We start from the raw sequence: 22,734 nt of genomic DNA, 5'->3' as shown, positions 1-22,734 counted from the left end.
TCGACTGTGCGGTCCACCCTGACAGACATAGCCCGGGAAGCCGGCGTTTCAGCCGCGACGGTCGATCGTGTGCTCAACAACCGCGCCGGGGTCAGGGCGCGCACCCGCGAGGTCGTGCTGGAAACGGCGCAGCGGCTTGGCTACATAGCTGAGAATTCGAACAGCCCGACCCCGCGCCACGCACCGACCGGCGATGTCATACGGCTCGACTTCGCCCTGCCCGCCGGCACCAATTCCTTCATCAAGATGCTGCACCGGCACATCGAGGCGCAGGCGCAATCGCGGCCAGACCTCGATGTTCGCGTCGCCACGATCGAAGGCTTCAATCCCGACCGGCTTGCCCGCCTGCTGCAGGAATTGCGCGGCCAGACGCAGGGCGTCGGCGTCATCGCGCTCGATCACCCGACGGTCCGCGAGGCGATCCGTTCGCTGTCGGCCAGCGGCGTCAACGTCGTCACCATAGCGTCCGACATCCTGCACGTGCCGAGGGTCGCCTATATCGGCATCGACAACCGCGCCGCCGGCCGGCTCGCCGGCTATCTGCTCAATCGCTTCATGGGCGCTGAGCGTCCGGGCAAGGTCGCGCTGTTCGCCGGCTCGCTCTCCTATCGCGGCCATGAGGAACGCGAGATGGGGTTCCGCCACATATTGACGGAAGAATCGCCCAATCTGCAGATCGTCGAGATGCGCGAGATGCTCGACGACCGGGAAAAGGCCTATGCGGAGGCCTCCGCCCTGCTGGATCGGCATCCGGACCTGGCCGCGATCTACAATGTCGGCGCCGGCAACACCGGCATCGCCCGCGCGCTCAAGGAGCGAGGGCGGGCGCTGTCGACCGTGTTTCTCGGCCATGAAGTGACGGAAGGCACCAAGGAGCTTTTGCTCGACGGCACGCTCGATGCAGTGATCGACCAGAACCCGCGCGTCGAGGCCCGCGAAGCGCTCAACACCTTGACCCACGCGATCAGGGGCTTGCCCTACGAGTTGCACCAGCCGAGGCTGCAGGTGATTTTTAGGGAGAGCATCCCGGAGATCTGAACGGCCTGTGGCACTGTCAACACGGGCCTAGATTCTGCTCACCATCGCTTGCGCACCCTCAGCCATGCCGATCGCGATCCGGTCGCCGGAGACAATGCCCGATATGTCGCAGACGACCAGCGGCATGCTGATTTCGTAGAGGAACTCGGCGACGATGGCGCCGACGGCCAGGATCGGATCGGGCCGCTGCAGGATGATGCCGGCCGGCGCCGTGCCCCGGCGGATCGCCTCGGCCAGGACCGAAGACGAGGACGACGATCCCCGCCCGGATGCCATCACCAGGATCTTGCCGGCGACGTTGCCGCCCGGGTGCGAACGGTCGATGATGTCGCCCGTTTCGGCATCGACGCCGCCCCAGAAGCTGAGCGCATGCGACAGCACCAGCGCCGATCCCTGCGCCTCGCCGGCAAGCTGGAACGTGCCAACTCTGTTCTGCGCTCGACTGTCCTGTCGGCTCATCGCGCGCCTCGCACGACGCGGCCGGCAGCGGCCGAGCGAACGCAGTCTGCCAGGTCGCCGAAGGCCACCGACACGCCGATATTGCCGGGCGCGTAATGCGCCCATTTGCCGGAATTGGTCATCACCACGCCGTCGAGACGCTCGAGCACAGAGGTGACATAGGTGCAGGTATCGGTAACCGGAATGAGGTTGAACTTTTGCGCATCATTCAGCTCGCCCTCGTCCTGCAATCTCTTGAAAGTGGCGCGCCCGGTGTTGACGTAGATCGGGATGCCCCTGCCCGGCGCCACCTCGCGCAGCATCGCCAGCAGGCGCATCCACTCGTCATGGGAAAAATGCGGCGTGCCGAGCGATACGGCCGCAAGCGGCGCGCCGTCGGGGACGCTCGACAGTTTTGCCAGCGCCTGGTCGATGTCGGCGCGACAGATCCGGATCGTCGCTTCCGGCGCCACGCCGCGAAATGCATCGTCGAGCGTCCTTGCTTCCGGCGTGATGCCGACCGCATGAAACAGCGCCACTGCACCCGTCGTTGCCGCCGCCGCGCCAAGCGCCTTCAACTGATCCTCGTCGCGCGGCTGCGGCAGGCCCGATATCACAGGAATACGGTCGCCGCTCCTTTGACCGACAATAAGCCCGACGCCAACGAACAGGGCATCGGAAGGTTCGAAAGAACCGGTCAGCTCGAACAGGATCTGGCCGCGCCGGTTTTCGCTGAGATGCAGTCCCCAGGCCGGCGCGCGCCCGGTCATCGCGCAGCACAGATCGATGAAATCGCCATAGCGATTGGTGCGCGCGCCGATCACCGAATTGGCAAAGACGATGGCGTTGGACTCGCCCCAGGCGATCTGCTCGCCAAAGCCCGGCCGGAACCGCGTCTGATAGGGCGCGCAGGTGAAGGTCGCCTGGCAGCCGAGTTTTAGATGCGCCTTCATCAGCCGCCGCGCCGGCACTTCTTGCGCCGGCGGCATCTTCACCAGCCCGGGATGGATGAGGTCGAAGGAACCGACATTGAGTGTCGTCGGCACCCGAACGCGGCCGCCGCCCTCGACCAGCCTTTCGACGAAATCGAGGCTGGCCTGGCCGTGATAAAGACAGCCGTCGATATGCGCCCCGGCAATGTCCAACAATTTGCGCGCACCGACGGCGTTGGAAAAGGCGACCAGTATCTTCATGGCTGCGGCCACGGCCCGGCCGTGCTCGCCGTCGAGCATCGACTGGTCGCCCGCACTGAGTTCAAGCGTCATCGGGTGTTCCGCTTTCCCGCACTATGCCCGACCATGCTCTCACTGATTGCGGTCGGCCTGGCAAGATCAGTTTGCCGCGATCAGCACCGTGCTCTCCGGCGACCAGCGCAGCACCACTTCTTGCCCCTCCGCCAACCTTTCAACGCCGGTGTTCTGCACGATGACCTTGAGCGTTTGCCCGTCGCGATCGACGAAATAGGTGCTGTTGTTGCCGGCGAAGATGCGCTTGGATACCTGGCCGCGAAGCATATTGGCGTTCGGATCGGTCGTCCCTGAATCGGTAGCGATGCGGATGCGTTCGGGCCGCACCGCGCAGCTGGCCGTGGCGCCGGCGGCAAGCGTCGCGCCTGCCGCGGCGGCGATCGCCGTGCCGTCCGGCAGCCGGATGCCGGCGCCGGTGCTGTCGCCGCGAAAAATGTTGGCGTCGCCGAGGAAGGTGGCGGCGAACTCGCTCTTCGGCCTGTCGTAGATCTCCTCGGGCGGCCCCTCCTGCACCAGCCTGCCGTCACGCAGGATGCCGATGCGGTCGCTCATCGTCAGCGCTTCTTCCTGGTCGTGGGTGACGAAGATGGTGGTGATGCCGATGTCGCGCTGGATGCGTTTCAGCTCGATCTGCATGTCGACGCGCAGCGCCTTGTCGAGCGCGCCCAGCGGCTCGTCGAGCAAAAGCACGCGCGGCTTGGTGACGATGGCGCGCGCCAGCGCGACTCGCTGGCGCTGGCCGCCCGACAGCTGGTGCGGGCGGCGGCCGCCGAGCTTGCCGAGTTGCACCAGGTCGAGCGCGCGCTGCACCTCGCTGGCTATTGTTGGCTTGGCTTGCCCGCGCACCGACAGGCCGAAGCCGACATTGTCGGCGACGCTCATATTGGGAAACAACGCATAGTTCTGGAACACCATGCCGATGCGCCGCTTCTCGACCGGCACCCGCTCGACGCTCTCGCCGCCGATGGCGATGCGGCCGGAGTCGGGGAAATCGAAGCCGGCGATCTGGCGCAGGAGCGTGGTCTTGCCGCTGCCCGACGGCCCGAGCAGCGCATAGAAACCGCCGTCGGCGAAATCGATCGAGACATCGTCCAGCGCCTTGTGCGCGCCAAAACTGCGCGACAGATTCGCTACCTGCACGCCGGCCATTATTTCTCTCCGCCGAATTTGAAGAATTTTGCCGTGAGCAGCATCAGCGCCATCGAGACGACGATGATGATCGTCGAGACGGCATTGATCTCCGGCGTGAAACCCTTGCGGATCGCGGCGTAGATCTCGACCGGCAGCGTCGTCTGGCCCGGCGTCGACAGGAAGTAGGAGACCACGAACTGGTCGAACGACACGGCGAAGGCGAACAGCCCGCCGGCGATGACGCCCGGCATGATCCAGGGCAGCGTCACCCGCGAAGTCACCTGCCACTGGTTGGCGCCGAGCGATCGCGCCGCCTCTTCCAGCTCCGGCGCAAAGGTTTGCAGCCGGGCCGAGACGACGACGATGACATAGGGCAGCGCCAGCGCCACATGGCCGAGCAGGATCGCGAACAGCCCACGCCCGATGCCGACGCCGAAGAAGAAGATCAGCATCGCCGTGCCGGTGATCAGCCACGGAATGGCGATCGGTGGAAACAGCAGCGCTTGCAGGACTTTCTTGCCGCGAAATTCATGGCGATAGAGCGCCAGCGATGCCGCCGAGCCGAGCACCATGGCGATGATGGTGCTGATGATGGCGATCTCCATGCTGTTCCAGGTGGCCGAGATCAGCTGGTCGTTCTGCCACAACGACGCGTACCACTCGGTCGTCCATTCGAACGGCAACTGGTAGAAGGGCGAGACGTTGAACGACATCAGCGCCATGATGATAACAGGCAGGTAGAGGAAGGCGAGCAGCAGCCAGATGTAGAGGCGCCCACACCATTCCAGGATACGCGTCGTCGCCATCACGCGGCCCTCTTCAACACCGGCGACGCCAATGCCAGGATGACCAGCACGACGGCCAGCAGGATGAAGGACAGCGCCGCACCCAGCGGCCAGTTGAACACGGCGACGAACTGGTCCTCGATGACCGTGCCGTAGAAAGTGCCGGTGCGGCCACCGAGGATACGCGGTTCCATGAAGGAGCCGACGACGGGAACGAAGATCAGCGCCGCACCGGCGACCAGCCCCGGCATCGACAGCGGAATGATCACCCGTTTCAGCATTTGCAGCCGCGAGGCGCCGAGCGAGCGCCCTGCCTCGATCAGCGAATCGTCGATGGCCTGCAGCGTCAGGTAACAGGTCAGCACCATGTAGGGCACGTAGGAGTGGACCAGGCCAATGATGACAGCCGGATAGGAATACATCAGGTCGATGTTGATCTTGAACGGCAGCACGGCGTTGAGTGCGGTGTCGAGAAGGCCGCCCTCGCGCAGCACCATCGCCCAGGAGAAGATGCGCACCAGGCCGTTCGACCAGAACGGCAGGATGACGAGCAGGAAGATCGCCTCGCGGCTGCGTCCCCTAAACACCTTGGCCAGCACATAGGCCGCGGGATAGCCGATGACGACGCACCACAGCGTCACCTCGAGCCCGAGCCTGAGCGAGGCCAGCAGCAGCGTCCGGTAGAGGCCTTGCGCAAAGAAGGTGGCATAATTGTCCAGCGTGAACGACCACGCCTTTCCCGACAGCGGCAGCTCGGTCATGAAGGAGAAGAACACCATGGCCGACAGCGGCAAGAAGATCGCCACCGTCAGCCAGAGATAGGCGGGCACAAGCAGGGGCAAAGCCGATCGCAATCCGCTCCTCGCACCGGTCGCGACCTGTCCTGCCATATGTTCCTCCCGAAAAGCTTGCCGTTACTTCACCCCGCCCGTTACTTCACCCAGCCCGTTACTTCACATTGACCTTCAGCTCCTGCCACAGCGCCAGATAAGCCTCGCGCTGCGCATCGCTGATCGGCGCTTGGAACTGGATGCGCTTGGCGACGTCGGGGTCGCCCATCACCTTGCGGTTGAAGGCGTCTTCGGGAAGGGCGGCGACCGCCTTGGCGTTGGCCGACACCGGCGCGCCGACCTTGGTGACCCATTCGACGTAGAATTTCGGGTCGATCATGGTGTTGATGAAGGCCTCGGCGCCGGCGACATTCTTGGCGCCGACCGGAATGGAAAAGGCGTCGAGCCAGGCGACGGCGCCTTCCCTGGGGATGACCAGCGAGACCGGCAGCTTGAAATGCGTCTTGGCCCGATCGGCCGAGCCGCTCCAATAAGTGCCGATGTCGATCTGGTTGGAGGCGACCATCTGGTTCCAGTCGTTTTCCGAGCTCCAGAACGTCTTGATCTGCGGCATCAGCGAGGCCAGCTTCGCCTTGACCGCTTCCATATCCTTGATGTCGTTGATGTTCTGGCCGGTGGCGATGGCGCCGAACTGAACCGCCTCGACCGCGTCGTCGCGGATGGTGACGCGGCCCTTGTGCGCCTCGTTCCACATCTCGGCGATGCTGGTCGGCGGCGTCTCGAAGGCTTTCTCGTTGATGGCGAGCGCGGTCAGGCCCCACACCCATGGCACGCCATAGACCTTGCCATCGCGGGCGAGCATCGGCGAGCCTGCCTTGTCCGCGCTGATGTCGGCATAGTTGGGGATTTTCGAGACGTCGATCGGCTGGATCAGCTTTTCCGCCATCGCCTGGTCGTTGAAGGCGGCGTTGATCATGACGACGTCGTAGAGGCCGGGATTGGTCCTGAGCTTGGTCAGCATTTCCTGTTCGGAATTGAAAAAATCGTTGACGACCTTGTTGCCGGTCGCCTTCTCGAAGGCGGCGATGGCCCAGGGCTCGTCGGCGCCGTAGCCCTTCCAGTTGAGCACATGCACCTCGTCGGCGCTGGCGACCAGTGCGGAAGCGAAGACGGCGGTTGCCGTCAGAAAAGCAGTCAGTTTGGGCATGCGCATGTTCGTTCCTCTCATTGTTTGCCCGGTTGGCGGGCTTGTTGCGTCATTTAGGCTGTCATAAATGGGCCTTTTGCTTCCGGCCGTGCACGGATCGATCGTCATGGCTGAGGAATGTCTGGATCTCCTCGTCGGTCGGCGCCGACGACCCACCACGGCGGGTGACCGAGAGCGCTGCCGCCGCATTGGCGTAACCCGCCGCTTCGAACGGCGGCACGCCGCGTGACAGCGCGCTGACGAAGGCGCCGATATGCGTGTCGCCGGCGCCGTTGGTATCGACGGCGGTGACGTTGAATCCGGGCATGGTCCGCGCGGTGCCGTCAGCCAACCGCACGAAGCAGCCTTTTGCTCCGGCGCGGATGACGACCCCGTCGGCGTTCGGGCAGTGGCTGGCCAGCAGCCGGGCGGCAACGGCCTCGACATCGCCGCGGCCGGCGATCTCGGCCGCTTCCGTTGTGTTGCAGCTCAACCAGTTCGTGCGCGTCAGCACCCGGTCGAGAATGGCGCGCGGAATCTCCGATATGACAGGCGTCGGATCGAAGACGAAGGGAATTTCCGCCGGCAGCGCCTCGATCCAGTCGGCCAGCGCGTCGCGGCTCCCGACATAGCTCAGCGTATAGCCGGAGGCGAACACCCAATCATCAGGCGCAACCCGGACGGCCGCCATCATGCCGAGGCTGAGCACGCTCTCGGCGCCAGGCCATGACACGAAGGTGCGCTCGGCGTCGCCGCTGATCATGGCGACGCAATTGCCGCTGTCCATCAAAGGCGATGGGTGCGTCAGCGTTGCGATGCCCTCGGCGGCAAAAGCGGCACGCAGGAAGTCGCCATTCGGTCCGCTGCCGAGCTGGCCGCCGAAGACGACCTTCATGCCGGTGCGACTGGCCGCAACCATCATGTTGAAGCCGCCGCCGGCGACCTGGGCAAAGCTCGATGCGGTCTTTTCGGTGCCGGGCTCAGGCAGGGCGTCGATGCGGTAGACATAGTCGACCACCGCGCTGCCGACATGGACAAGACGCCGGCTCATGTCAGGCTGAGCTCCGCTCATGTCAGGCTGAGCTCCGCTCATGTCAGGCTGAGCTCCGCTCATGCCGCCGCGTCCTTGCCTGAACCGCGTTTCGCCATCCGCGCCGCGACCAGGTCGGCGGCGAGCGCGCGCACCTGCGCGATGTCGAGGCCCTTGAGCCCGGCGATTTGTTCCTGCGGCAATCGGCAAAAGCCGGCGCAGGCGCCTGCCATGCCGGCGGCGATGGCGCCGATCGTGTCGGTGTCGCCGCCGAGATTGGCGCTGATGACGGCCGCCCGCCAGGGATCGCCGCCGGCGATTTCCAGCACCGCGAAGGCCGCCGGAACCGATTCCTGGCTGGCGACGCCGGTGCCGACCAGGTCGACGATCAGCCGGATGCCGTCCGTGACGGCCTTGCCGCGAACCAGGCCCCTCGCCCAGTCGATGCGCGCGGCGATATCGCCGCCGGTGGTCCAGTGACCACGTTCTGCGCCCTGCCTGGCCGCCACGACCGCGCGATCCGAGGCGGCGCGCCAATCGCCGCCGGCAACGCCGCAGCTGACGGCAGCGGCAACGGCAGCCGCCGCGGCAATGGCGATCGAGGTGTTGTGCGTCGCCCGGCAGGTTTCCGCAACCTTGGCGACCAGCGCGTCGAGCGGCTCCGGCGGCATCATGATGCCGACCGGCGCGATGCGCATCGCCGCGCCATTGGTGTCGCCGCTGCGCCCGGCCTCCTCGGCCGGCACGCCGTCATTGATGGCGTCGATGGCGCGCTTGGTCGACGGTCCGAGCAGATCGTAGCTGCCGCGCGCCTTGACCTCGCGCTCCCAGTCGAGCAGCGCCTTGACCCAGCGCGTGTGGTCGAAGCCGTCGCCTGAAGCGACCAGGATGCGGCCGAGCAGCAGCGCCTGTTCGGTGTCGTCGGTGACGGTGCCGGCGGCCAGGCCCTTCGACACCGGATGGTCGGCGGCGGGCGCGACGAAACTCTCGACAGGACCGTAGAGCTCGGCGATGCGGGCCGGCGACAAAAGCTGCGTCGGCATGCCGAGCGCATCGCCCAGCGCCCCGCCGACAAGCGCACCGATCGCCCGGTCGATCGCCGCGGCCATCTCCATGCTCAGAACTCCAGGTGAAGCGCGAAATGCGCCGGATTGAGCAGGCTGGTGACATATTCGATGGCGCGGCCGTCGGCGGCGCGCGTCAGGCGCCGCGTGCGCAGGAACGGCGCGCCCGGCGCGCAGTCGAGAATGGCCGCGTCCTCGGCGCTCAGCATCTCGATATCGACCCACTCCTCGCCGTGATCGGGGACAAGCCCCGCTGCGCGCAGCGTCTGGTGCAGCGAGCCCTCGCGCAGGCCACGCAGCGGCACGTCGTCCAGTTCGGGCGACAGCGGCAGGCGGCTGCGCTCGATCGAGATGGCGTGGCCGTCATCGGCATTTGAGCGCACCCGGTCGACGGCGATGAAGAACGGGCTTTCGACGCTGAGCCTGGCGGCGAGCTCGCCATCCTGCATGACTTCGAGCCTGAGCGTGCGCGTCTCGGCATTGGCGCCGGCATTGGCCAGCGCCCGCGACCAGCCGACGGCATCGTCGACCGGCATGCCGTCGAAGGTGACGAACGAGCCGATGCCGACCTTGGTGGTGATCAGTCCGCGGCTCGACAATTCCTCGAGACCCTTGCGGATGGTGTTGCGGCTGACGGAGAAGCGCTGGACAAGCTCGTTCTCGCTCTGCAGGCGGTCGCCGAAGCCGAGCACGCCGGAGCGGATCTCGTGCTCGAGGACGGTGGCGATCCGTTCCGGCTTGCCGGTTCCGGGAGACGACAGGGTCGTGCGACGCGCCATGGAATACCTGTTCAGTAAACCTGTATAGTCCTGTTCAATATCGCGATAGGCCAAGTCATGTCAACGGCTCGCGGCCGGCGCACTTTGGGTTCCCGGAATCCCAGGCAAGATTGCCCTGCTGGTCGCGACGGCCTCTCCCGATCACCACGGGCCCTGCTGATCACGACGGCCCCTCCTGGTCACGACGGCTCGTCGCAGGCTGGAATTTTATGGGAACCTTCACCACCCCCGAGCGGTTTTTTCTGTAGTCGCGATGCGGCGACGACCGAAAAAATGGAGACAAATGGAGGCAAACCATGCTTACCAAGTTACTCGCGGCGTCCGTGCTCGCCGCCGGCCTGGCCACCTCTGCCATGGCCCAGACCACAGCCGACCCAGCCGACACAGAGGCTGGCATGGCTCCCGGCAGCGGCAGGAGCGTCGTCATCGACCCGGCCCCGGTCGATCCGACCCTGGCTGAGCCGGATACGGTCGATACCGGGATTACCGGCAGCATCATTGCGGGCCCCGACGGCACGAATTCCAATGCCGACCGGAACTGCCCGCCAAGCCCGCAGGGCGCGATGCCTGATGCCACGCACAAGGCTCCCGGCACGGTTTCACCCACCGTCAACGACAGGCACTGCGGCCAGTAGCCGAGATCGATTTCGGGACCAGCGCTTCGGCCGCGGGACAGTGCTTCGTCCCGCGGCCGAAGCGTTATGTGCGAAACCTTTGATGGCAGAGCGAGGCCCCCCTCTGTCCTGCCGGCCATCTCCCCCACTTGGGGGGAGATTGGCTGTCATCACTGATTCCGCCAATCACAAAAGGAGATTGGCTGTCATCACTGATTCCGCCAATCACAAAAGTCGCAAGAAGAGTGCCGTCGTCGAAGCTGCCAATCTCCCCCCTTGTGGGGGAGATGTCCGGCAGGACAGAGGGGGGCGCCGTAGAGCACTACATCAGATGGCGGCTAGCCCTTGCGCGGCCGGGCAGTCTTTGAACTGGTCAGCTTGCCGGCCGCCGGCTCCTTCGGCCGAGCCGGCGCCTTCGGCCGAGCAGTCTTGGCTTTGGGTCCGCTTTCCCCACCACCGTCGATCTCGGCCGCGGCCTGGTCCCAGTGCTGCTGATGCGCGCCGTCGGGCCGGCCGGCCTGCTCCCAGATCGCGTGAGCCCGCCGGCGAATGCGTTCCTGCCTGTTATCAGTCACTGTTGCCTCCTCGGCTCAAATCGGTGAGCGACAACTTCTAGCTGAATTTTCGACCGGCGTCTTGGGGGCTTCGGCCCAGATCGGGTCGGCCAGGGTCGGGTCGGCCCGGGTCTGGCCCGCCTAAATCGGACAGGACCGCAACCCCGAGGAGTGCCGCCTTTTTGGTGATCAGCCCCGCCAGATCCGCGTCCGAGCGCTCGGTTCCGGTTTGCTCACGCACGGCTGCAATCAACGCCTTCATCGACAACAGGGCAGAGCCCCGTTCGGCAAGTAGGGCAAGCAGCTTGTCGACGGATGCGGCCACATCGCGTGATTCGACATGCGGCAACATGGAAATGGCTCCTTCCGTCCCGCCACGAAGACGATCGACAGCCGGCTGCCTGCCGGCGAGCCGCCGCTCTTCCCGCGTCTTCCCGGGAGAGCGGCGGGTGAAGGTCAGTCGATGACCTGCACGATCCTGCGGGTGCCGGGATCGACCAGCACGGTGCGATCGTCGACGACTACGTATCTGTATTCGACGTCGGGAACCTCATGAAGTTCAACCGTGTCGGGCAAGGTGGAACCGACATTGAGTTCCACGCCCAGGAGGCTGATCGACGCCAGCGGGTGCCTCTCCACATATTGGCGGACGACCGTCTGCTGCTCGGGCGTGATAATCACCTGGTCTGCGGTGGCGACGCCGACACCGGCCAGCAGAGCCAGCCCGGCGGCGGCAGGAACAAGGTGGATTTTCATCGTCTTCTCCTGTCTGGTTTGCGGGCTCTGCTGTCCACAGTCGGGACGACTCAGCCCAAAAGCCAACGTTTGACGAAACCGTCTTGTTCCGTGAGCGGCGACTAATTGATCGCCGTGTTGGCTGGCAGTGGCCCGCGATCTTGGTCGCCCAAGCGCGCGGGCCGATCGGTTTTGCCCGATCAGCAGCGATACCGGAGGGGGATGATATCGACTGCTTCGAAAAGAACATTCAGCGATAACTAATGTTCCGCTCCCTACGGCAAAAAATCCCTGCCGGCGCCGGCACGTCAGGCGCGAGACCGGCAAATGCCCCCAATCTATGGTTTCGGCGGCTGCGCCGGGACCTCGCCGGGCTTGAGCACCGGTGTCCTGCCTTGGTCCGGCGGCGGTGCGGCCACGCCCTGATCGCCGGTCGGCGGCGGCAGCAGCACGCCGTTGCAGGGGTCAAGCGTATCGGTCAGGTTGTTGTTGTCACCGTTGTTGACGGGCGGCGGCGGCTGCTGCTGGCCGTTCTGCGGCTGCGCCTGGCAGTGGCCGGCAGGCGCCTGGTCTTGTGTCTGGTTATCCGCCTGGGCGGCAACCGGCGCCGCCAACGCCAGTGCGCCGAGCAGCGTGATTGGCAGGAATGCGAAAGGTTTCATGTCGAACGCCTCCGCGCGAACGATCGCCTCTTTGCCAAAGCCGGTTGGCGGCGATTGGTTCCCGCCTGCAGCAAGCCGCCCGGCTCCTTCGCGCGGGCGCGGCATGTTGGGGAATCGTTAATCAGCGATTGCTACTATAGCGGAATGACCAAGAACCTCGGAAACGCCGAAAGAAGCGCTCCAAAGGAGCCGGCAAGCAACTCCGCCCTGAGCCGGCTGGCGCCGGCCTTGTTTCCCCTGGCGGTCGTCGCGCTTGGCTACCTCATCGGCTGGCAGTTCTTCGGCTTCTAGAGCGGTCCATATGTCGCATCAGCCGAAGAATGCGGCGGTTCAGAATAAAGCGCTCTGTAGCGATCCTTCGCACCCCCTCTGTCCTGCCGGACATCTCCCCCACTTGGGGGGAGATTAGCAGCTTCGCGGACAGCGTCCTTTTTGCAAGGTTGGTGGTTGGCGAAATCATTGATGAAGGCCAATCTCCCTCCTTGTGGGGGAGATGTCCGGCAGGACAGAGGGGGGCGCTGTCCCTCGGCGATCAAAGGTTCTGTATGCAACAGCGCTCCTAGTCCGGGAAATCGAACACCGGTTCCTCGCATCGATGGACCCGGCATTGACCGTCAAGCGTCCCGACATAGGCGGCGACAGGCACTTCGGGCCAGTCGCATTCATTGCCGAACCGGCGGACATAGCGGTCATAGGTGTTGCGGCCGGTGGTCAGCACCACCGCGCGCCGGCTCTGGATCAGAAGCTGCGTCTGTTCGCATGTCATGGCGCGCGTATCCGGCCGGGCGTGAGCCATGCTTGTCGCGGCGATCAGGATCGCTGCGGCTGTCGCGACGATTGGGCGAGCTGGCATGCTGCATCCTCGCAAAGGTCGTGCCTAACGCGCAGCTTCGGCCGTGGTTCCGCACCTTCACCCCACTCTACCAGTGTCTCCCGCAAGAGTGCTACTGCGGCGCAACAAGACAGCCGCGATCTCACTCCTCCTTCTCGGGCTTGAACCGCCTGACCACCACCTCGAAGACGATGTCCGAGATCCACATCGCCGAGACGCCGATGAGGAACGCCGCGGCCAGCGTCGTGGTGTCGTCGTTGGCTGGAATCGCCAGGCCGGTGGCGCGGAATTAATGCACCGCCGGCAAGGTCAGGTAGGCCGCCGCCAGCGCGCCGCAGATCGGCGACGCCACCATCTCGCGAACCTTGTAGCGGTGGCGCGACAGGGCTCGCAAAATCCCGCCGGAAAGGCCGGCGACCACCACCGGCGCCTTGATGCCGAGCGCGTCGAGAAGTTCCTGTATCATGGCTTCCACCCGCACCATCTGGCGCCCTTGCCGTTGTAGGCATTGATTTCGTCGAGCTCCGGCCGCGTCATGGCGGCGACGACGGCGGCGGACGCACGGCGCGGCTGGTTGTGGTCGCACCAGACCTGGCGCGCCGGCGAAACCGGCGTTGCGCACCCGGCGAGCAGCAGGCCGCCAAACAGCAGGCACTTGGGCAACAGGCACCCAAACAGCAGGCTCTTGGGCAGCAGCATCAGCGCTTTGACCATCGCATCGCCTCCCGCCGTGCGGCTTCGTCCGGCAGGTCGCGCGCCGCGCGTTCGGCATCGGTCGCCTCGCGGTCCATTTCGAGGCGCTCCTCGACGGCAACGAGTTTTTCCGCCGCTCGCCTGGCCGCATCCTTGTTGGCCCGACCGCCGGCGACAAACAGGCCGATGCCGCCGGCGAGCGCGGCGAAAATCGCCAAGATCGTCGTGTTGCCGGCGAGCGCGCCCAGCATCGAAAGCACCCACATCTCAATTGCCCTCCACGGCAGGCTGGTTTCTGACGAGGCCGGCGACGCCGTCGCGCACGACATTGATCAGGATCTTGAGCAGGGCCAGCACCCCGGTGATTTTTAGCGCCAGGGCGGCGTCGATGCCGAACAGCGTCCAGTCGAAGCCGACCAGGCCGGTGAGCAGCAGGATCAGCACATTGATCAGATTGTGCGCGGCGTTGGTATTGAACCAGTTCATGGCTTTACCTTTCGAAACAAGGAGGGGGCCTTTCGAAACAAGGAGAGGATTGCGGCGACCAACGGAGCCAGCACTGCGGCCCATAATCCGGACAACGATCCGGAAAACGGTCCGGACAACGGTCCGGGCCGCACTCCGGCTTTGCCCGGCTCTGCCTTGGCGGGCGTGAAACCCTTCGGTTGCGGCGGCTGCGGGATCGGAACCGGCGCCGGAGGGGGCGGCGTGTCCCTGATCCCGGACCATTTGCGGAACGCCTCGGCAAGCCGGATATCGTAGGCGTTCTTCGCATAGGATGCGCCGTTGTAGCCCCTGGCGAAGCCGGCCCAGTCATGCTTGCGCAATTTGCCGTCGAGCCGGTTGGGGGCGATGAAATTGACCGCCGCCGCCAGCTGCAGCGCCTCGTCCGCCATCATGGCTTCGACCATGGCCTGCACGGTGAGGAAGCCGGCCGCCCTGAAATTCTCGCCGAGAACCTGGCCGAGCCCCCATGACGCCGATCTGAGCGCCGCCGTCTCGTCGATGGCGCAGGCGGCTTTCAGGCGCGGATAGCTGTCGCGGGGATAAGGCTTTTCGCCCCATTTGGCATAGGCAAGGCCGGCCGCTACCGCCTTTGCCCGAGCCGCGCCCGCCAGATTGCGGTAAAACACATGCGGCTCGAACAGGATGACCGGCCGGCCCTGGGCGTCGAAGCCATGCCCGCTGGTTTCGACATCGAGAAAGGCGTGGATCTCGTCTTCGCCGACGCCGATGCTGGCGCCGAGTTTTGGCAGATCGAGATCGTCGAGGCGCCTGGCGGCGCCCTTGAACGTCATGTCCATGGTCTTGGTCCTTTCCCAGGTTGATGTTTGCAGGCGCCAGCTTGATGTTTGCAGGCGCCAGCTTGATGTTTGCAGGCGCCCGGTTGATGTTTGCAGGCGCCCGGTTGATGTTTGCAGGCGCCCGGTTGATGTTTGCAGGCGATTGTGTGAAATGGCCCCAAACTGTGGGGATTTGCCGATGTCGCAAGACGAAGGAACGGCGCGCTGGACGGTGAAGGCCGAGCTCTGCGCGGTCGGCCGCGACAAGCCTCTGCTTGTCGCGCTGGCGGTGATCCTGTGCCTCTATTGCGGGCTGATAGCCGGGCCGATCGTCTATGCGTTCCTGGCCTTCCGGGGCATGGCGAATTTCTTCAACTGACGGCATTGACCAGTTGAGAACAGCTCGATCCGTCTTGCCATCGGCATGGAAACCGCTTAGCCGGAATAAACTGCTCGCATGAACCGTTCATACCCCATGGGAACAGGTGCGGAGGGCGCGTGACAATCAGGATCAGGCTTCCGGGCGGGACACTGAAGATCAAGAAAAAGGACGAGCTGCGCCGCCGCGAGCAGAAGCGCCAAGTCCCGGTCTGGCGGCTTGGAGACTATTTCATCGTCTGGTGGCCGAGCAGCATTTCGGATCGTCCGTCCGGACGCCCGCCAAAGGGAGTGGGTGAATAGTGAATAGTGAAGAAGGTGCTCTCACTCTACTCACTACTCACTACTCACTACTCACTACTACCATTCACCATTCACCATTCACCATTCACCATTCACCCGCTCAAGCTGTTCTGGAACCGGTCCCGGAAAACAGCCGCGGAAATAATCAACGATCAGCCCTTGACTCTTCCGCCACGGAAGCTCTCTAAGTCGCTGCATTGCACAACGGGGGTTGGGAGCAATGGCAGTGCGTATCAGGTTGCCGGGCGGCACCTTGAAGATGAAGGTGTATCGGGAGTTGCGCGAGCGTGAGCGCGCCCGCCGCATCCCGGTTCTCAAGCTGGGCTCGCTGTATTTCAGCTGGTGGTCGAACCGGCCGCGTCCGTTGAACGACCAGCCCGACGACGATCCAAACCGATCTCGGGCAGCGCCTTGACGGCCCGAAAAAAGCCGTCCTCGGGCGGCTGCGCTTGAACCCTTCCGGTCAAGCCAACAAACGCGCGCATCGGCGGTTGACTCTTCGGCTGGGGAAGTTCTCTAATTGCTGCATCGCACATCATCATTGAATTGCACAGCGGAGTTGAACCGATGGCCGTGCGCATCAAACTGCCGGGCGGCACCTTGAAGGTAAAAGTCTATCGCGAATTGCGGGGGCGCGAACGCGAGCGCCGCGTGCCGGTCATGAAGGTGGGTTCGCTGTATTTTGTCTGGTGGTCGAACAGCCAGCCTCACAACAAGCCGCAAGACAGCCGTCATTAGCCGTTGCCATTCGCCCGCGCCTTGGCGCAAGCGAATGGTTGGCACTCTATGATGGGACGACGCTCATTGATGAGCGAAGGCATCATTTCATTTCACCAGGTCGCGGTCCGGCCGCACCAAAGCGTCGGCCGGAACGTCCGACCGTACGATTGAGCCGGCTGAAATTATCGCCCGGTCGCCGATCGTGACACCCTTCATTATCATGGCACTGTTGCCGATCCAGACATCATCTCCGATTGTGATCGGTGCTGAGCGGATGCCTGGGTCGACGCGCGGGTGGCCTTCGCGAAAGATGGCCTGCATCTGCGCAAAACGCTTCTGCGGGTCCATGGGATGCGAGTTGGTATCGTGGATCGCCACCCCCCACGAGACGTGGACATGTTTGCCGATCTTGATCCCCACCGGATCCGATGACCAAATCGTCGAGCCTGGACCAAGGTAGAACCAGTCATCGATATTGATCCGACCCTCATGGGCAAAGACCTGCAGATGTCCGTCCAGATGGCTGTCCGCGCCGATTGAGACCCGGGACCTGTCGCCATGAATGTTGAAGATCTCCGCCCCGGCACCGAACTTCGTGCGCTGCCCGATGACGGCATTCTCCCTTGCGGCGCCTGTGGCGATCCAAGACGAAAAGCGGCGGCGAACAGCGAGAATGGTGGAGAAGATACGCATTTGCGAACATCTGCCACACGCTACCATTTCAGTCTAGGCATCGAAGAGACCCCGACGCACCATTTGACGCAGGCATTCGGCGTCATAGGTGGCAGGTTGCCGGCTGCATTCGGATGCAGCTCGTCCGACATGTACAGTGTCGACGTGAGGTAGCCCATGCCGCTCGATCTTGGTGCCGACAACGACCCACTCCTCGCCTTCCCGGAGTTTGGCTACCGTCTCACCCTTGTGCTGAATTGCCTGTGCCATTTGCCTATCCCCTCTCCGCGATATATTCGATGAAGCGCAAGGCGTTGCTGTCATGGCCGACGTCGTTGAAGTGAAGCCCCTCTTGATAGGCTCCAGCGTCGATATAATCGAAACCATCAATCGGGATCGTCAGCACGTTTCGTGACCGGTATGTCTGGCGGATAGGGCCAAGCGCCGCGTCGTAAGTCCGCCCTCCAGTGTAGCTACCATCCCAGGCCGAAGACGGGCGCGTCGGCGGCATCGCAAGGATGCGAGGTGCGGCAGCTGCCTCCAGCGTATTAAGCACCGCAGTGATGTTCGTTGAAATCGTAGCCGGCGCGGTACCAAAACTGTCGTTGATGCCAAGTGCGAGAATCGGAACGATCTTGCCGCCAGCATAGCTCGCTTGAACGATTGCCGAGGTAAGACGCGCCGTATTAAACGACGCGAAAGTATAGCTCCCATGCGCGGCGCGCAGTGAGCGCAGTCGAGGGCGCGATCCCGGCGCCTTAACTCCAAGACGGATAAGCCCGGTAATTTCGACGGGCCGCCTACCGCCGTCAGTGTGTAATTGCCGCTGGCAGCCTGCCCCGTCATCGACGGGCCGGAATATTGATCGAGCGCCAGAGCGCCGGCAGCATTGACGGTCTTGTACGCCCCGCCACCGTCGAAAGCGAAGGCAAGCGAACCTTGACCGGCGTCCCGGGTGTAGTGGACATCGACCTGTTCATAAGCTCCAGTGAACGCCAGGGACGCGCCATCCGCAAGGATGATGCTTTCGCCAAGTGGCCCGCGCGTTCCCGTCGAGACGGTTCCGCTGGTCGCAACGCCATAGAAGGCCGGCGTGTAGGTGGAGCTTGGCCGCAGCGCCGTCATGCCCGGCTCGTCATCGGCAATGCCGAGATTGGCAAATTGGGTAACTCGATTAAACCAATGCGCCGGGCCATTGCTGGCCAACGCCCAAAGACCGATGCCATCGGCGATCAAGCAGAGCACATCGTTGTTGGCGATATGCTCTGCCATCTTGGCCCGGAAGCCATCATAGAGATTGAACAGCGACGGGCGGGCCGGAACGAAGAACCTCCGGCCGCCGACGAACGGCTTTCCTGGTCCCCAAAAACCGTCACCCGACTTAGGCATAGCCGTCAACGCGAAGCTGCCGGGCGGCACATACGGGTTTGGATGGGCAGCAGCGGCCGAGGCAAAGATTGCGGTCGCGTCAACGACGCCATTCGGGTCGGCGTCCGCCAGCAGGTTCATGCCGGTGTTCTGTGTGCCGCCTGTCAGAGCCCGCGCAGCGTCGGCGATGAGGCCAGTTTTGATCGTGAACGCAACTTCATAGCGGTGCAGGGTCGATGATGCCACAATAGCGCCGTTCGACAGCACGCCAGACCTGATCCATGCGGGGATGCCTTGCGGGTTGACGCTGTTCTGAAACTTGTAGCCGCCGCCGCTGATTGCCGGATACTGCCCCGCTGCAATCGGTATGCTGAGGGGGATTTCGCTCACACCATTGGCCAACGTGATCTGATGCGTGCTGATCACGTTCACGGTTAGATCGCCATTGTACTGGACGACGTGAATGTTGGCCGTGCCGGCCCCGCTGGCACCGACATCGATTTCGGTGATGTATCCATCGGCCGGCGCTGGCGTTTGCATGACGACGCTGTAGTTCGCCGGGGTATTCGTGCCGGTGTTGACCAGGTTCGGCCAGCCGACCACCTGCTCAGTGCCGACGATGTCGACCAGATCGTTTGCGGTGTCGTAGGCTGCACGCGCCTTTGTGCCGACTTCGCCCGTGAAAGTGGCTTTCCATTGCGGACCATTGACAAAGTCAACGGTCTTGGCTGTGTGTGACGCAGGAACCGTCGCCGTGAGCCACTTGCTTTCGCCGTTCGGAATGGCCCCCGCCGTGTAATACCACGTGCCGGCTCCTGTCCGTTGCAGGCCCATGACACTGCCGGCTGGCTTCAGGATCGAAAGACCCGAGTTGACGGAAGACGGGCCGGCAACGACAGGGATCGTTTGTTCAGAGACGAGAGTTAAAGTGCCATCGCCCTCGGCGTGGGCAATTACGATATGGATTGTTCCTGCTCCAGCGCCGAAGCCAAGTTCAAGGCTCGACAGATACTCATCGACAGCCGACAGAGAGCCCGGCCAATAATAGGCGCTGGTATTGGTAACAGCCGTGCCGCCGACGGAGCCCGTGATCAGGACCGGCCCAACCGTCCGCGACCCGATCAAGCCGACAACTTCCGCTGCCGACGCGCGAACACCGGTGTCGACGGCAACAGGCCCAGCCGCCACGGTGTACATTCCCATGATGCCGTCGCTGACCTCGGTCCAAAAGTACTCACCAACTTCAACATTCCGGCCCAAAACCGCCGCCGCACTTGCGCCCGCCAATCCCGCAGAGGCCGCAAAGCTGAAAGCCGGCGCCGCCGCGTAGGAGCCGGGTGCCGTGATCAGGATCATCGTCACAGCACCGCCAGCGACAACGAAGCGTCCTGCGGCGCCAGAACCGGCGCCGCCGGTAAACGCCAGATCGAACGTGCCGTCCGTGCCGCCGGCGCCGCCGACCAGGGCACTGAAGCCAGCCACGCCGAAGCCGAACGCGGCGGCCGTCGTCGGGAAGATGCCCTTGCCATACAGCGACGCGTCGCGTGCCGCCTGGGCGCCGGCCAGGTTGGCCGCCGTGGAAGCGACATCGGCGGCGGTCTGTGCGGCATTGGCAGCAGAGGTGGACGCGCTGGCGGCGGCCTGGCCGGCGCTGGCCGCGCTGGCATGCTTCAGCACCTGCGTTTCATCGCGCAGCGTCACCACCGCACCGACCACCTGCGAAATATCGGGCGGCACGAACGGGGCAATGGTGATGGCGTCGCTGCCCACCACCGGCTCGTCGGCGCTGAATTCAAATACCCGGCCGGCATTGACCGACCCGATCTGGGTGTGGACCGTCGTTCCCTTTTGCAAGGTGCGGGCGGTGCGCGCGTCGGCGGCGCGGAACCATTCGCCTTCGCTCACCGTGTAGATGCCGTTCTGCGTCGGGTCGGCCTGGTCCTTGACCAGCACGCGGTCGCCGACCTCAGCCGGCACGCCGTCGATGGTCTGCAGGCGATGGAGCAGGATGCTGGCCGTGGTCGCCACGCGCACGGGTTCGCGTTCGCCGGTCAGAAGTCGAACGGCGGCAGTTGCGGGTCGGGCCATCAGGCTTGCTCCATAAAAAAAGCCCCGCGAAGCGAGGCTTGAAAGTGATTTCAGCGGGCGCGGGACGCGCGGTCTTTCTCCAACGTCTGCGATTGGCCGTAAGCCCTCTTTTGATCGCCGATGGACAGCGCCCCCACAACGCGGGAGATTGGCAGCTTCGCGGACAGCGTCCTTTTTTCAACGTTGGTGGTTGGCGAAATCAGTGATGGAGGCCGATCTCCCCCCAAGTGGGGGAGATGTCCGGCAGGACAGAGGGGGGCGCGAAGGATCGCTACGGAGCGCTTTTATCCTGAACCGCCGCAGCTCGGTTGATGTCGCGGCATGGATCGCCTTGGGATGACGACCTACGGCAATCCGCCGACGCGCTTGCCAACGCGCCTGCTTGTCCCGGCGATTGTCAGTCCCAACGCCATGCCGGCGCAGTCGGCAACCCAGTCGAACCCATCCAGATCGCGCCCGATGAGTTGCGCGCCCTGAAGCACCTCGATCGCCGCGCCGGTAAAGGCGAGGAGGACAATCAGCCTTGTCCTGTGTTCCGGCCAGCCGAGGCTTCCCAGGGCCGCCAGCACCGCGAAGGCGATGGCGTGCTGCAGCTTGTCGTCGTAAAGCGTGACGGCCGTGCCGAGTTCGGGCAAGAACCGCGCCGGCAGAAGCGTGAGCAGGAGAACGCCGGCCAACGTGATCGGAAAAACGATCCTTGCCAGCATCGGAAAAGAATCTAGGCGCAACAAGGTAGGGTCAGTCCTTCATCTGAGAAGCCTGCATGGGCGAGGTGGATTTGCCAATGATCGCATCAGCGCATGGGAATTTCAAATCCAGAACCACAAGTCTGTGTTGTAAGAAAGGCCGCCGTCGCTCTTATCGCTGAAAACGACCCCATGCCTGCGAGGGGTTTTGGGTTTTCCCATAAAAAAGCCCACTAACATGAAGAAGCCATTAAAGATGCAACAGCCCAGGTGACGAGAAGAACCTGGCCAGGTCGCCGGTGCCGACATCAGTTTTGCGTCATCGAGACGCCGGCCAGCCGGGCGAGCGCAACCCTGTCGTCGGGCGTCAGATCAGCAAGGCGGTCGTCGCCCGAAGCGGGCCCATTCGGGTTTTCCGCCGACAGATCAGTGCCATCAGCGCCTGTGGTTTCACCGTCACCGGCCTGCGCGGCCGGCGCAGTACCCAGCATTTCGGCAGCGCGCCTCGGGTCCTTGGCGAGCATCGCCTGGGCGAGCGCCTTTGCCGTGTTGCTGCGCCAGCCGGTTTCGGCCAGCTGCCGGGCCACCGGGCTGCCCATCTTGGCGATGAAGTCGAACCCGCTCCGCCTGATCGCCTCGAACGTCGCGCTGTCGTCCGGGTCGCTCTGCGCGATGGCATCGAGTTCCGCAGCCTGCGCCTTGGACCATTCGGCCTGCTCATAGTCCTGGCGGCGCGCATATTGCTGTGCGGCCATGCGCGCCGACCCGGCCAATCTCATCGCCTCTTTTTGCCTGATGAAGCTGGCGCGTTCGCTTTCCGGCATTTTTGGCACGGTGCTGTCGAAGATCTTGTCGAACAGGCCGGGCTTGACGACACCGTTGCGTGCCTGGCCATACATGGCGTCGTGCAGGCCGCGGCCGTCGGCCGGCGCATTCTGGATCGCTTCTTTCTCGGCCTGGGCGATCTGTCCGTTCAGCTCGCGGCCGATGACCTCGGCGTCGAACGCGTCCTGCTGCTGCTTCTGCTGGCGGAAACGCTCGGCGACGGCCGCGAGCTCGTCGCCAAAGCCCTGCATCGCGGCGCCGACCGGCGAGTTGTCGGGATAGGAAACCACGCTGCCGCTGTCGAGCCGGCGCTGGGCGAGCTGGAGGGGGATGGTCGCCATCAGTAAAGCCCTCCGCCCGGCGCCGGCGGAAAGGCGCTGTTGCCGAACGTCACCGCTTTGTTCGGGTCGTACAGCCCGGAAAGGCCGGACACGAGATTGCCGCCGGCCCTGAAGATCGAGGCAGCCGCCGCCTGCCTGCCGGAAAAGCGCGAGATGGCGGCCTGCGTGGTCAAATTGTTCTGGCGCAGCTGCGAGCCGTACTGGATCGCCTTGATGTCGAGCTGGCCCTGTCTTGCATTGGCGGCGAGCACCTCGCTCGGTGAGCCTGACAGGGCGACGCCCGAGGCGCCGGCCCGGGCGCGCGCCTGCGACAGCAACAGATCCTGCTTGTGGCGTTCCTGGGCCTGCTCGAAGGCGGCGGCTTGCGCGTCGGCCTGCGCCTGCTGCTCATAGGCTCTGGCCTGATAGTCGGCCATCTGCCGCGACTGCTGGCCTTCGACCAGCGCGCCGCCGACCGAGAGAGCCGTGCCGATAAGGGCAAGCGTGCACAT

32 protein-coding genes and 1 pseudogene are annotated in these 22,734 nt (G+C 64.2%); 7 read left to right on the top strand and 26 right to left on the bottom strand.

Annotation, left to right across the window (positions count from 1 at the left end; genetic code table 11):
* Positions 1-6: 6 nt before the first annotated feature.
* Positions 7-1,038: a LacI family DNA-binding transcriptional regulator gene (locus AC0L2B_RS10580; protein WP_473745285.1), complete on the top strand. Its 1,032-nt coding sequence runs from the start codon at positions 7-9 to the stop codon at positions 1,036-1,038.
* A gap of 27 nt (positions 1,039-1,065) precedes the next feature.
* Here the strand turns inward: AC0L2B_RS10580 and AC0L2B_RS10575 are convergent, their stop codons facing one another.
* The 9 genes from AC0L2B_RS10575 to AC0L2B_RS10535 all read right to left on the bottom strand — a co-directional run bounded on the left by AC0L2B_RS10575 (position 1,066) and on the right by AC0L2B_RS10535 (position 9,489).
* Positions 1,066-1,497 carry an aconitase X swivel domain-containing protein gene (locus AC0L2B_RS10575; RefSeq protein WP_473745284.1) on the bottom strand — a complete coding sequence of 144 codons (432 nt, stop codon included), beginning with the start codon at positions 1,495-1,497 and terminating at the stop codon, positions 1,066-1,068.
* Complete coding sequence (locus tag AC0L2B_RS10570; protein ID WP_473745283.1) at positions 1,494-2,741, bottom strand: aconitase X; 1,248 nt, start codon at positions 2,739-2,741, stop codon at positions 1,494-1,496. The genes AC0L2B_RS10575 and AC0L2B_RS10570 overlap by 4 nt, the downstream gene beginning before the upstream one ends.
* Before the next feature lie 66 nt (positions 2,742-2,807).
* Entirely contained in the window at positions 2,808-3,872 is a 1,065-nt protein-coding gene (locus tag AC0L2B_RS10565) for an ABC transporter ATP-binding protein (protein WP_473745282.1), read from the bottom strand.
* The gene (locus tag AC0L2B_RS10560) at positions 3,872-4,660 is read right to left on the bottom strand and encodes an ABC transporter permease (RefSeq protein WP_473745281.1); all 789 of its coding nucleotides are present in this window, start codon (positions 4,658-4,660) and stop codon (positions 3,872-3,874) included. The genes AC0L2B_RS10565 and AC0L2B_RS10560 overlap by 1 nt, the downstream gene beginning before the upstream one ends.
* Positions 4,660-5,529, bottom strand: a complete 870-nt coding sequence (locus AC0L2B_RS10555; protein ID WP_473745280.1) for an ABC transporter permease — start codon at positions 5,527-5,529, stop codon at positions 4,660-4,662. Before AC0L2B_RS10555 ends, AC0L2B_RS10560 begins: the two co-directional genes overlap by 1 nt.
* Before the next feature lie 58 nt (positions 5,530-5,587).
* The gene (locus AC0L2B_RS10550; RefSeq protein WP_473745279.1) at positions 5,588-6,643 is read right to left on the bottom strand and encodes an ABC transporter substrate-binding protein; all 1,056 of its coding nucleotides are present in this window, start codon (positions 6,641-6,643) and stop codon (positions 5,588-5,590) included.
* Positions 6,644-6,698: 55 nt separating this feature from the next.
* Positions 6,699-7,667, bottom strand: coding sequence for a PfkB family carbohydrate kinase (locus AC0L2B_RS10545; protein ID WP_473745277.1), 969 nt, complete (start codon positions 7,665-7,667; stop codon positions 6,699-6,701).
* Positions 7,668-7,726: 59 nt separating this feature from the next.
* Entirely contained in the window at positions 7,727-8,761 is a 1,035-nt protein-coding gene (locus AC0L2B_RS10540; RefSeq protein WP_473745276.1) for an ADP-ribosylglycohydrolase family protein, read from the bottom strand.
* Positions 8,762-8,763: 2 nt separating this feature from the next.
* A complete protein-coding gene (locus tag AC0L2B_RS10535; protein WP_473745275.1) occupies positions 8,764-9,489 on the bottom strand; it encodes a GntR family transcriptional regulator in 726 nt (241 codons plus the stop codon).
* 296 nt (positions 9,490-9,785) lie between these two features.
* Here AC0L2B_RS10535 and AC0L2B_RS10530 point away from each other — a divergent pair, with 296 nt between their 5' ends.
* The gene (locus AC0L2B_RS10530) at positions 9,786-10,124 is read left to right on the top strand and encodes a hypothetical protein (RefSeq protein WP_473745273.1); all 339 of its coding nucleotides are present in this window, start codon (positions 9,786-9,788) and stop codon (positions 10,122-10,124) included.
* 317 nt (positions 10,125-10,441) lie between these two features.
* Here AC0L2B_RS10530 and AC0L2B_RS10525 read toward each other — a convergent pair whose 3' ends face one another.
* From AC0L2B_RS10525 to AC0L2B_RS10510, 4 genes are all read right to left on the bottom strand, one after another.
* The gene (locus tag AC0L2B_RS10525; protein WP_091599081.1) at positions 10,442-10,678 is read right to left on the bottom strand and encodes a DUF2934 domain-containing protein; all 237 of its coding nucleotides are present in this window, start codon (positions 10,676-10,678) and stop codon (positions 10,442-10,444) included.
* Positions 10,679-10,715: 37 nt separating this feature from the next.
* Entirely contained in the window at positions 10,716-11,009 is a 294-nt protein-coding gene (locus tag AC0L2B_RS10520) for a hypothetical protein (RefSeq protein WP_473745272.1), read from the bottom strand.
* A 104-nt stretch (positions 11,010-11,113) separates the two neighbouring features.
* Positions 11,114-11,413 (bottom strand): DUF1236 domain-containing protein, encoded by a 300-nt coding sequence (locus AC0L2B_RS10515; RefSeq protein ID WP_091599078.1) that lies wholly within the window; start codon positions 11,411-11,413, stop codon positions 11,114-11,116.
* A 317-nt stretch (positions 11,414-11,730) separates the two neighbouring features.
* A complete protein-coding gene (locus AC0L2B_RS10510) occupies positions 11,731-12,054 on the bottom strand; it encodes a hypothetical protein (RefSeq protein ID WP_473745271.1) in 324 nt (107 codons plus the stop codon).
* 144 nt (positions 12,055-12,198) lie between these two features.
* Here AC0L2B_RS10510 and AC0L2B_RS10505 point away from each other — a divergent pair, with 144 nt between their 5' ends.
* A complete protein-coding gene (locus AC0L2B_RS10505; protein ID WP_091599075.1) occupies positions 12,199-12,345 on the top strand; it encodes a hypothetical protein in 147 nt (48 codons plus the stop codon).
* Positions 12,346-12,613: 268 nt separating this feature from the next.
* Here the strand turns inward: AC0L2B_RS10505 and AC0L2B_RS10500 are convergent, their stop codons facing one another.
* From AC0L2B_RS10500 to AC0L2B_RS10475, 6 genes and pseudogenes are all read right to left on the bottom strand, one after another.
* A complete protein-coding gene (locus AC0L2B_RS10500; protein ID WP_473587528.1) occupies positions 12,614-12,907 on the bottom strand; it encodes a hypothetical protein in 294 nt (97 codons plus the stop codon).
* A gap of 121 nt (positions 12,908-13,028) precedes the next feature.
* A pseudogene (locus tag AC0L2B_RS10495) lies at positions 13,029-13,370 on the bottom strand (hypothetical protein).
* The gene (locus tag AC0L2B_RS10490; protein ID WP_287073200.1) at positions 13,349-13,600 is read right to left on the bottom strand and encodes a hypothetical protein; all 252 of its coding nucleotides are present in this window, start codon (positions 13,598-13,600) and stop codon (positions 13,349-13,351) included. Before AC0L2B_RS10490 ends, AC0L2B_RS10495 begins: the two are co-directional and overlap by 22 nt.
* A complete protein-coding gene (locus tag AC0L2B_RS10485; RefSeq protein WP_473646961.1) occupies positions 13,585-13,845 on the bottom strand; it encodes a hypothetical protein in 261 nt (86 codons plus the stop codon). Before AC0L2B_RS10485 ends, AC0L2B_RS10490 begins: the two co-directional genes overlap by 16 nt.
* 1 nt (position 13,846) lies before the next feature.
* Positions 13,847-14,065, bottom strand: a complete 219-nt coding sequence (locus AC0L2B_RS10480) for a hypothetical protein (RefSeq protein WP_023798600.1) — start codon at positions 14,063-14,065, stop codon at positions 13,847-13,849.
* Complete coding sequence (locus AC0L2B_RS10475; RefSeq protein ID WP_473745268.1) at positions 14,062-14,883, bottom strand: N-acetylmuramidase family protein; 822 nt, start codon at positions 14,881-14,883, stop codon at positions 14,062-14,064. Before AC0L2B_RS10475 ends, AC0L2B_RS10480 begins: the two co-directional genes overlap by 4 nt.
* 178 nt (positions 14,884-15,061) lie before the next feature.
* Between AC0L2B_RS10475 and AC0L2B_RS10470 the strand changes: the two genes are divergently transcribed.
* The 4 genes from AC0L2B_RS10470 to AC0L2B_RS10455 all read left to right on the top strand — a co-directional run bounded on the left by AC0L2B_RS10470 (position 15,062) and on the right by AC0L2B_RS10455 (position 16,281).
* On the top strand, positions 15,062-15,241 hold the full coding sequence (locus AC0L2B_RS10470; protein WP_287223987.1) for a hypothetical protein: 180 nt from the start codon (positions 15,062-15,064) through the stop codon (positions 15,239-15,241).
* 119 nt (positions 15,242-15,360) lie between these two features.
* Complete coding sequence (locus tag AC0L2B_RS10465) at positions 15,361-15,543, top strand: hypothetical protein (protein ID WP_023798597.1); 183 nt, start codon at positions 15,361-15,363, stop codon at positions 15,541-15,543.
* 220 nt (positions 15,544-15,763) lie between these two features.
* Complete coding sequence (locus AC0L2B_RS10460; protein WP_473509311.1) at positions 15,764-15,958, top strand: hypothetical protein; 195 nt, start codon at positions 15,764-15,766, stop codon at positions 15,956-15,958.
* A gap of 152 nt (positions 15,959-16,110) precedes the next feature.
* Positions 16,111-16,281, top strand: coding sequence for a hypothetical protein (locus tag AC0L2B_RS10455; protein WP_023798595.1), 171 nt, complete (start codon positions 16,111-16,113; stop codon positions 16,279-16,281).
* Positions 16,282-16,368: 87 nt separating this feature from the next.
* Here the strand turns inward: AC0L2B_RS10455 and AC0L2B_RS10450 are convergent, their stop codons facing one another.
* The 7 genes from AC0L2B_RS10450 to AC0L2B_RS10420 all read right to left on the bottom strand — a co-directional run bounded on the left by AC0L2B_RS10450 (position 16,369) and on the right by AC0L2B_RS10420 (position 22,734).
* Positions 16,369-16,956 carry an acyltransferase gene (locus AC0L2B_RS10450; protein WP_167366550.1) on the bottom strand — a complete coding sequence of 196 codons (588 nt, stop codon included), beginning with the start codon at positions 16,954-16,956 and terminating at the stop codon, positions 16,369-16,371.
* A 33-nt stretch (positions 16,957-16,989) separates the two neighbouring features.
* Positions 16,990-17,205, bottom strand: coding sequence for a hypothetical protein (locus AC0L2B_RS10445; RefSeq protein WP_091599048.1), 216 nt, complete (start codon positions 17,203-17,205; stop codon positions 16,990-16,992).
* A gap of 4 nt (positions 17,206-17,209) precedes the next feature.
* Positions 17,210-17,341 (bottom strand): hypothetical protein, encoded by a 132-nt coding sequence (locus AC0L2B_RS10440; RefSeq protein WP_473745265.1) that lies wholly within the window; start codon positions 17,339-17,341, stop codon positions 17,210-17,212.
* Positions 17,335-20,391 (bottom strand): hypothetical protein, encoded by a 3,057-nt coding sequence (locus AC0L2B_RS10435; RefSeq protein ID WP_473745264.1) that lies wholly within the window; start codon positions 20,389-20,391, stop codon positions 17,335-17,337. Before AC0L2B_RS10435 ends, AC0L2B_RS10440 begins: the two co-directional genes overlap by 7 nt.
* 344 nt (positions 20,392-20,735) lie before the next feature.
* Positions 20,736-21,098, bottom strand: a complete 363-nt coding sequence (locus AC0L2B_RS10430) for a VanZ family protein (protein WP_023797892.1) — start codon at positions 21,096-21,098, stop codon at positions 20,736-20,738.
* A gap of 287 nt (positions 21,099-21,385) precedes the next feature.
* Positions 21,386-22,243: a hypothetical protein gene (locus AC0L2B_RS10425; protein WP_208602549.1), complete on the bottom strand. Its 858-nt coding sequence runs from the start codon at positions 22,241-22,243 to the stop codon at positions 21,386-21,388.
* Complete coding sequence (locus tag AC0L2B_RS10420) at positions 22,243-22,734, bottom strand: hypothetical protein (protein ID WP_473745262.1); 492 nt, start codon at positions 22,732-22,734, stop codon at positions 22,243-22,245. Before AC0L2B_RS10420 ends, AC0L2B_RS10425 begins: the two co-directional genes overlap by 1 nt.

The sequence above is a fragment of the Mesorhizobium sp. WSM4815 genome (assembly GCF_055811575.1).
The sequence above is the reverse complement of the archived record's forward strand: the minus strand, read 5'-3'. Positions and strand labels throughout refer to the sequence as shown.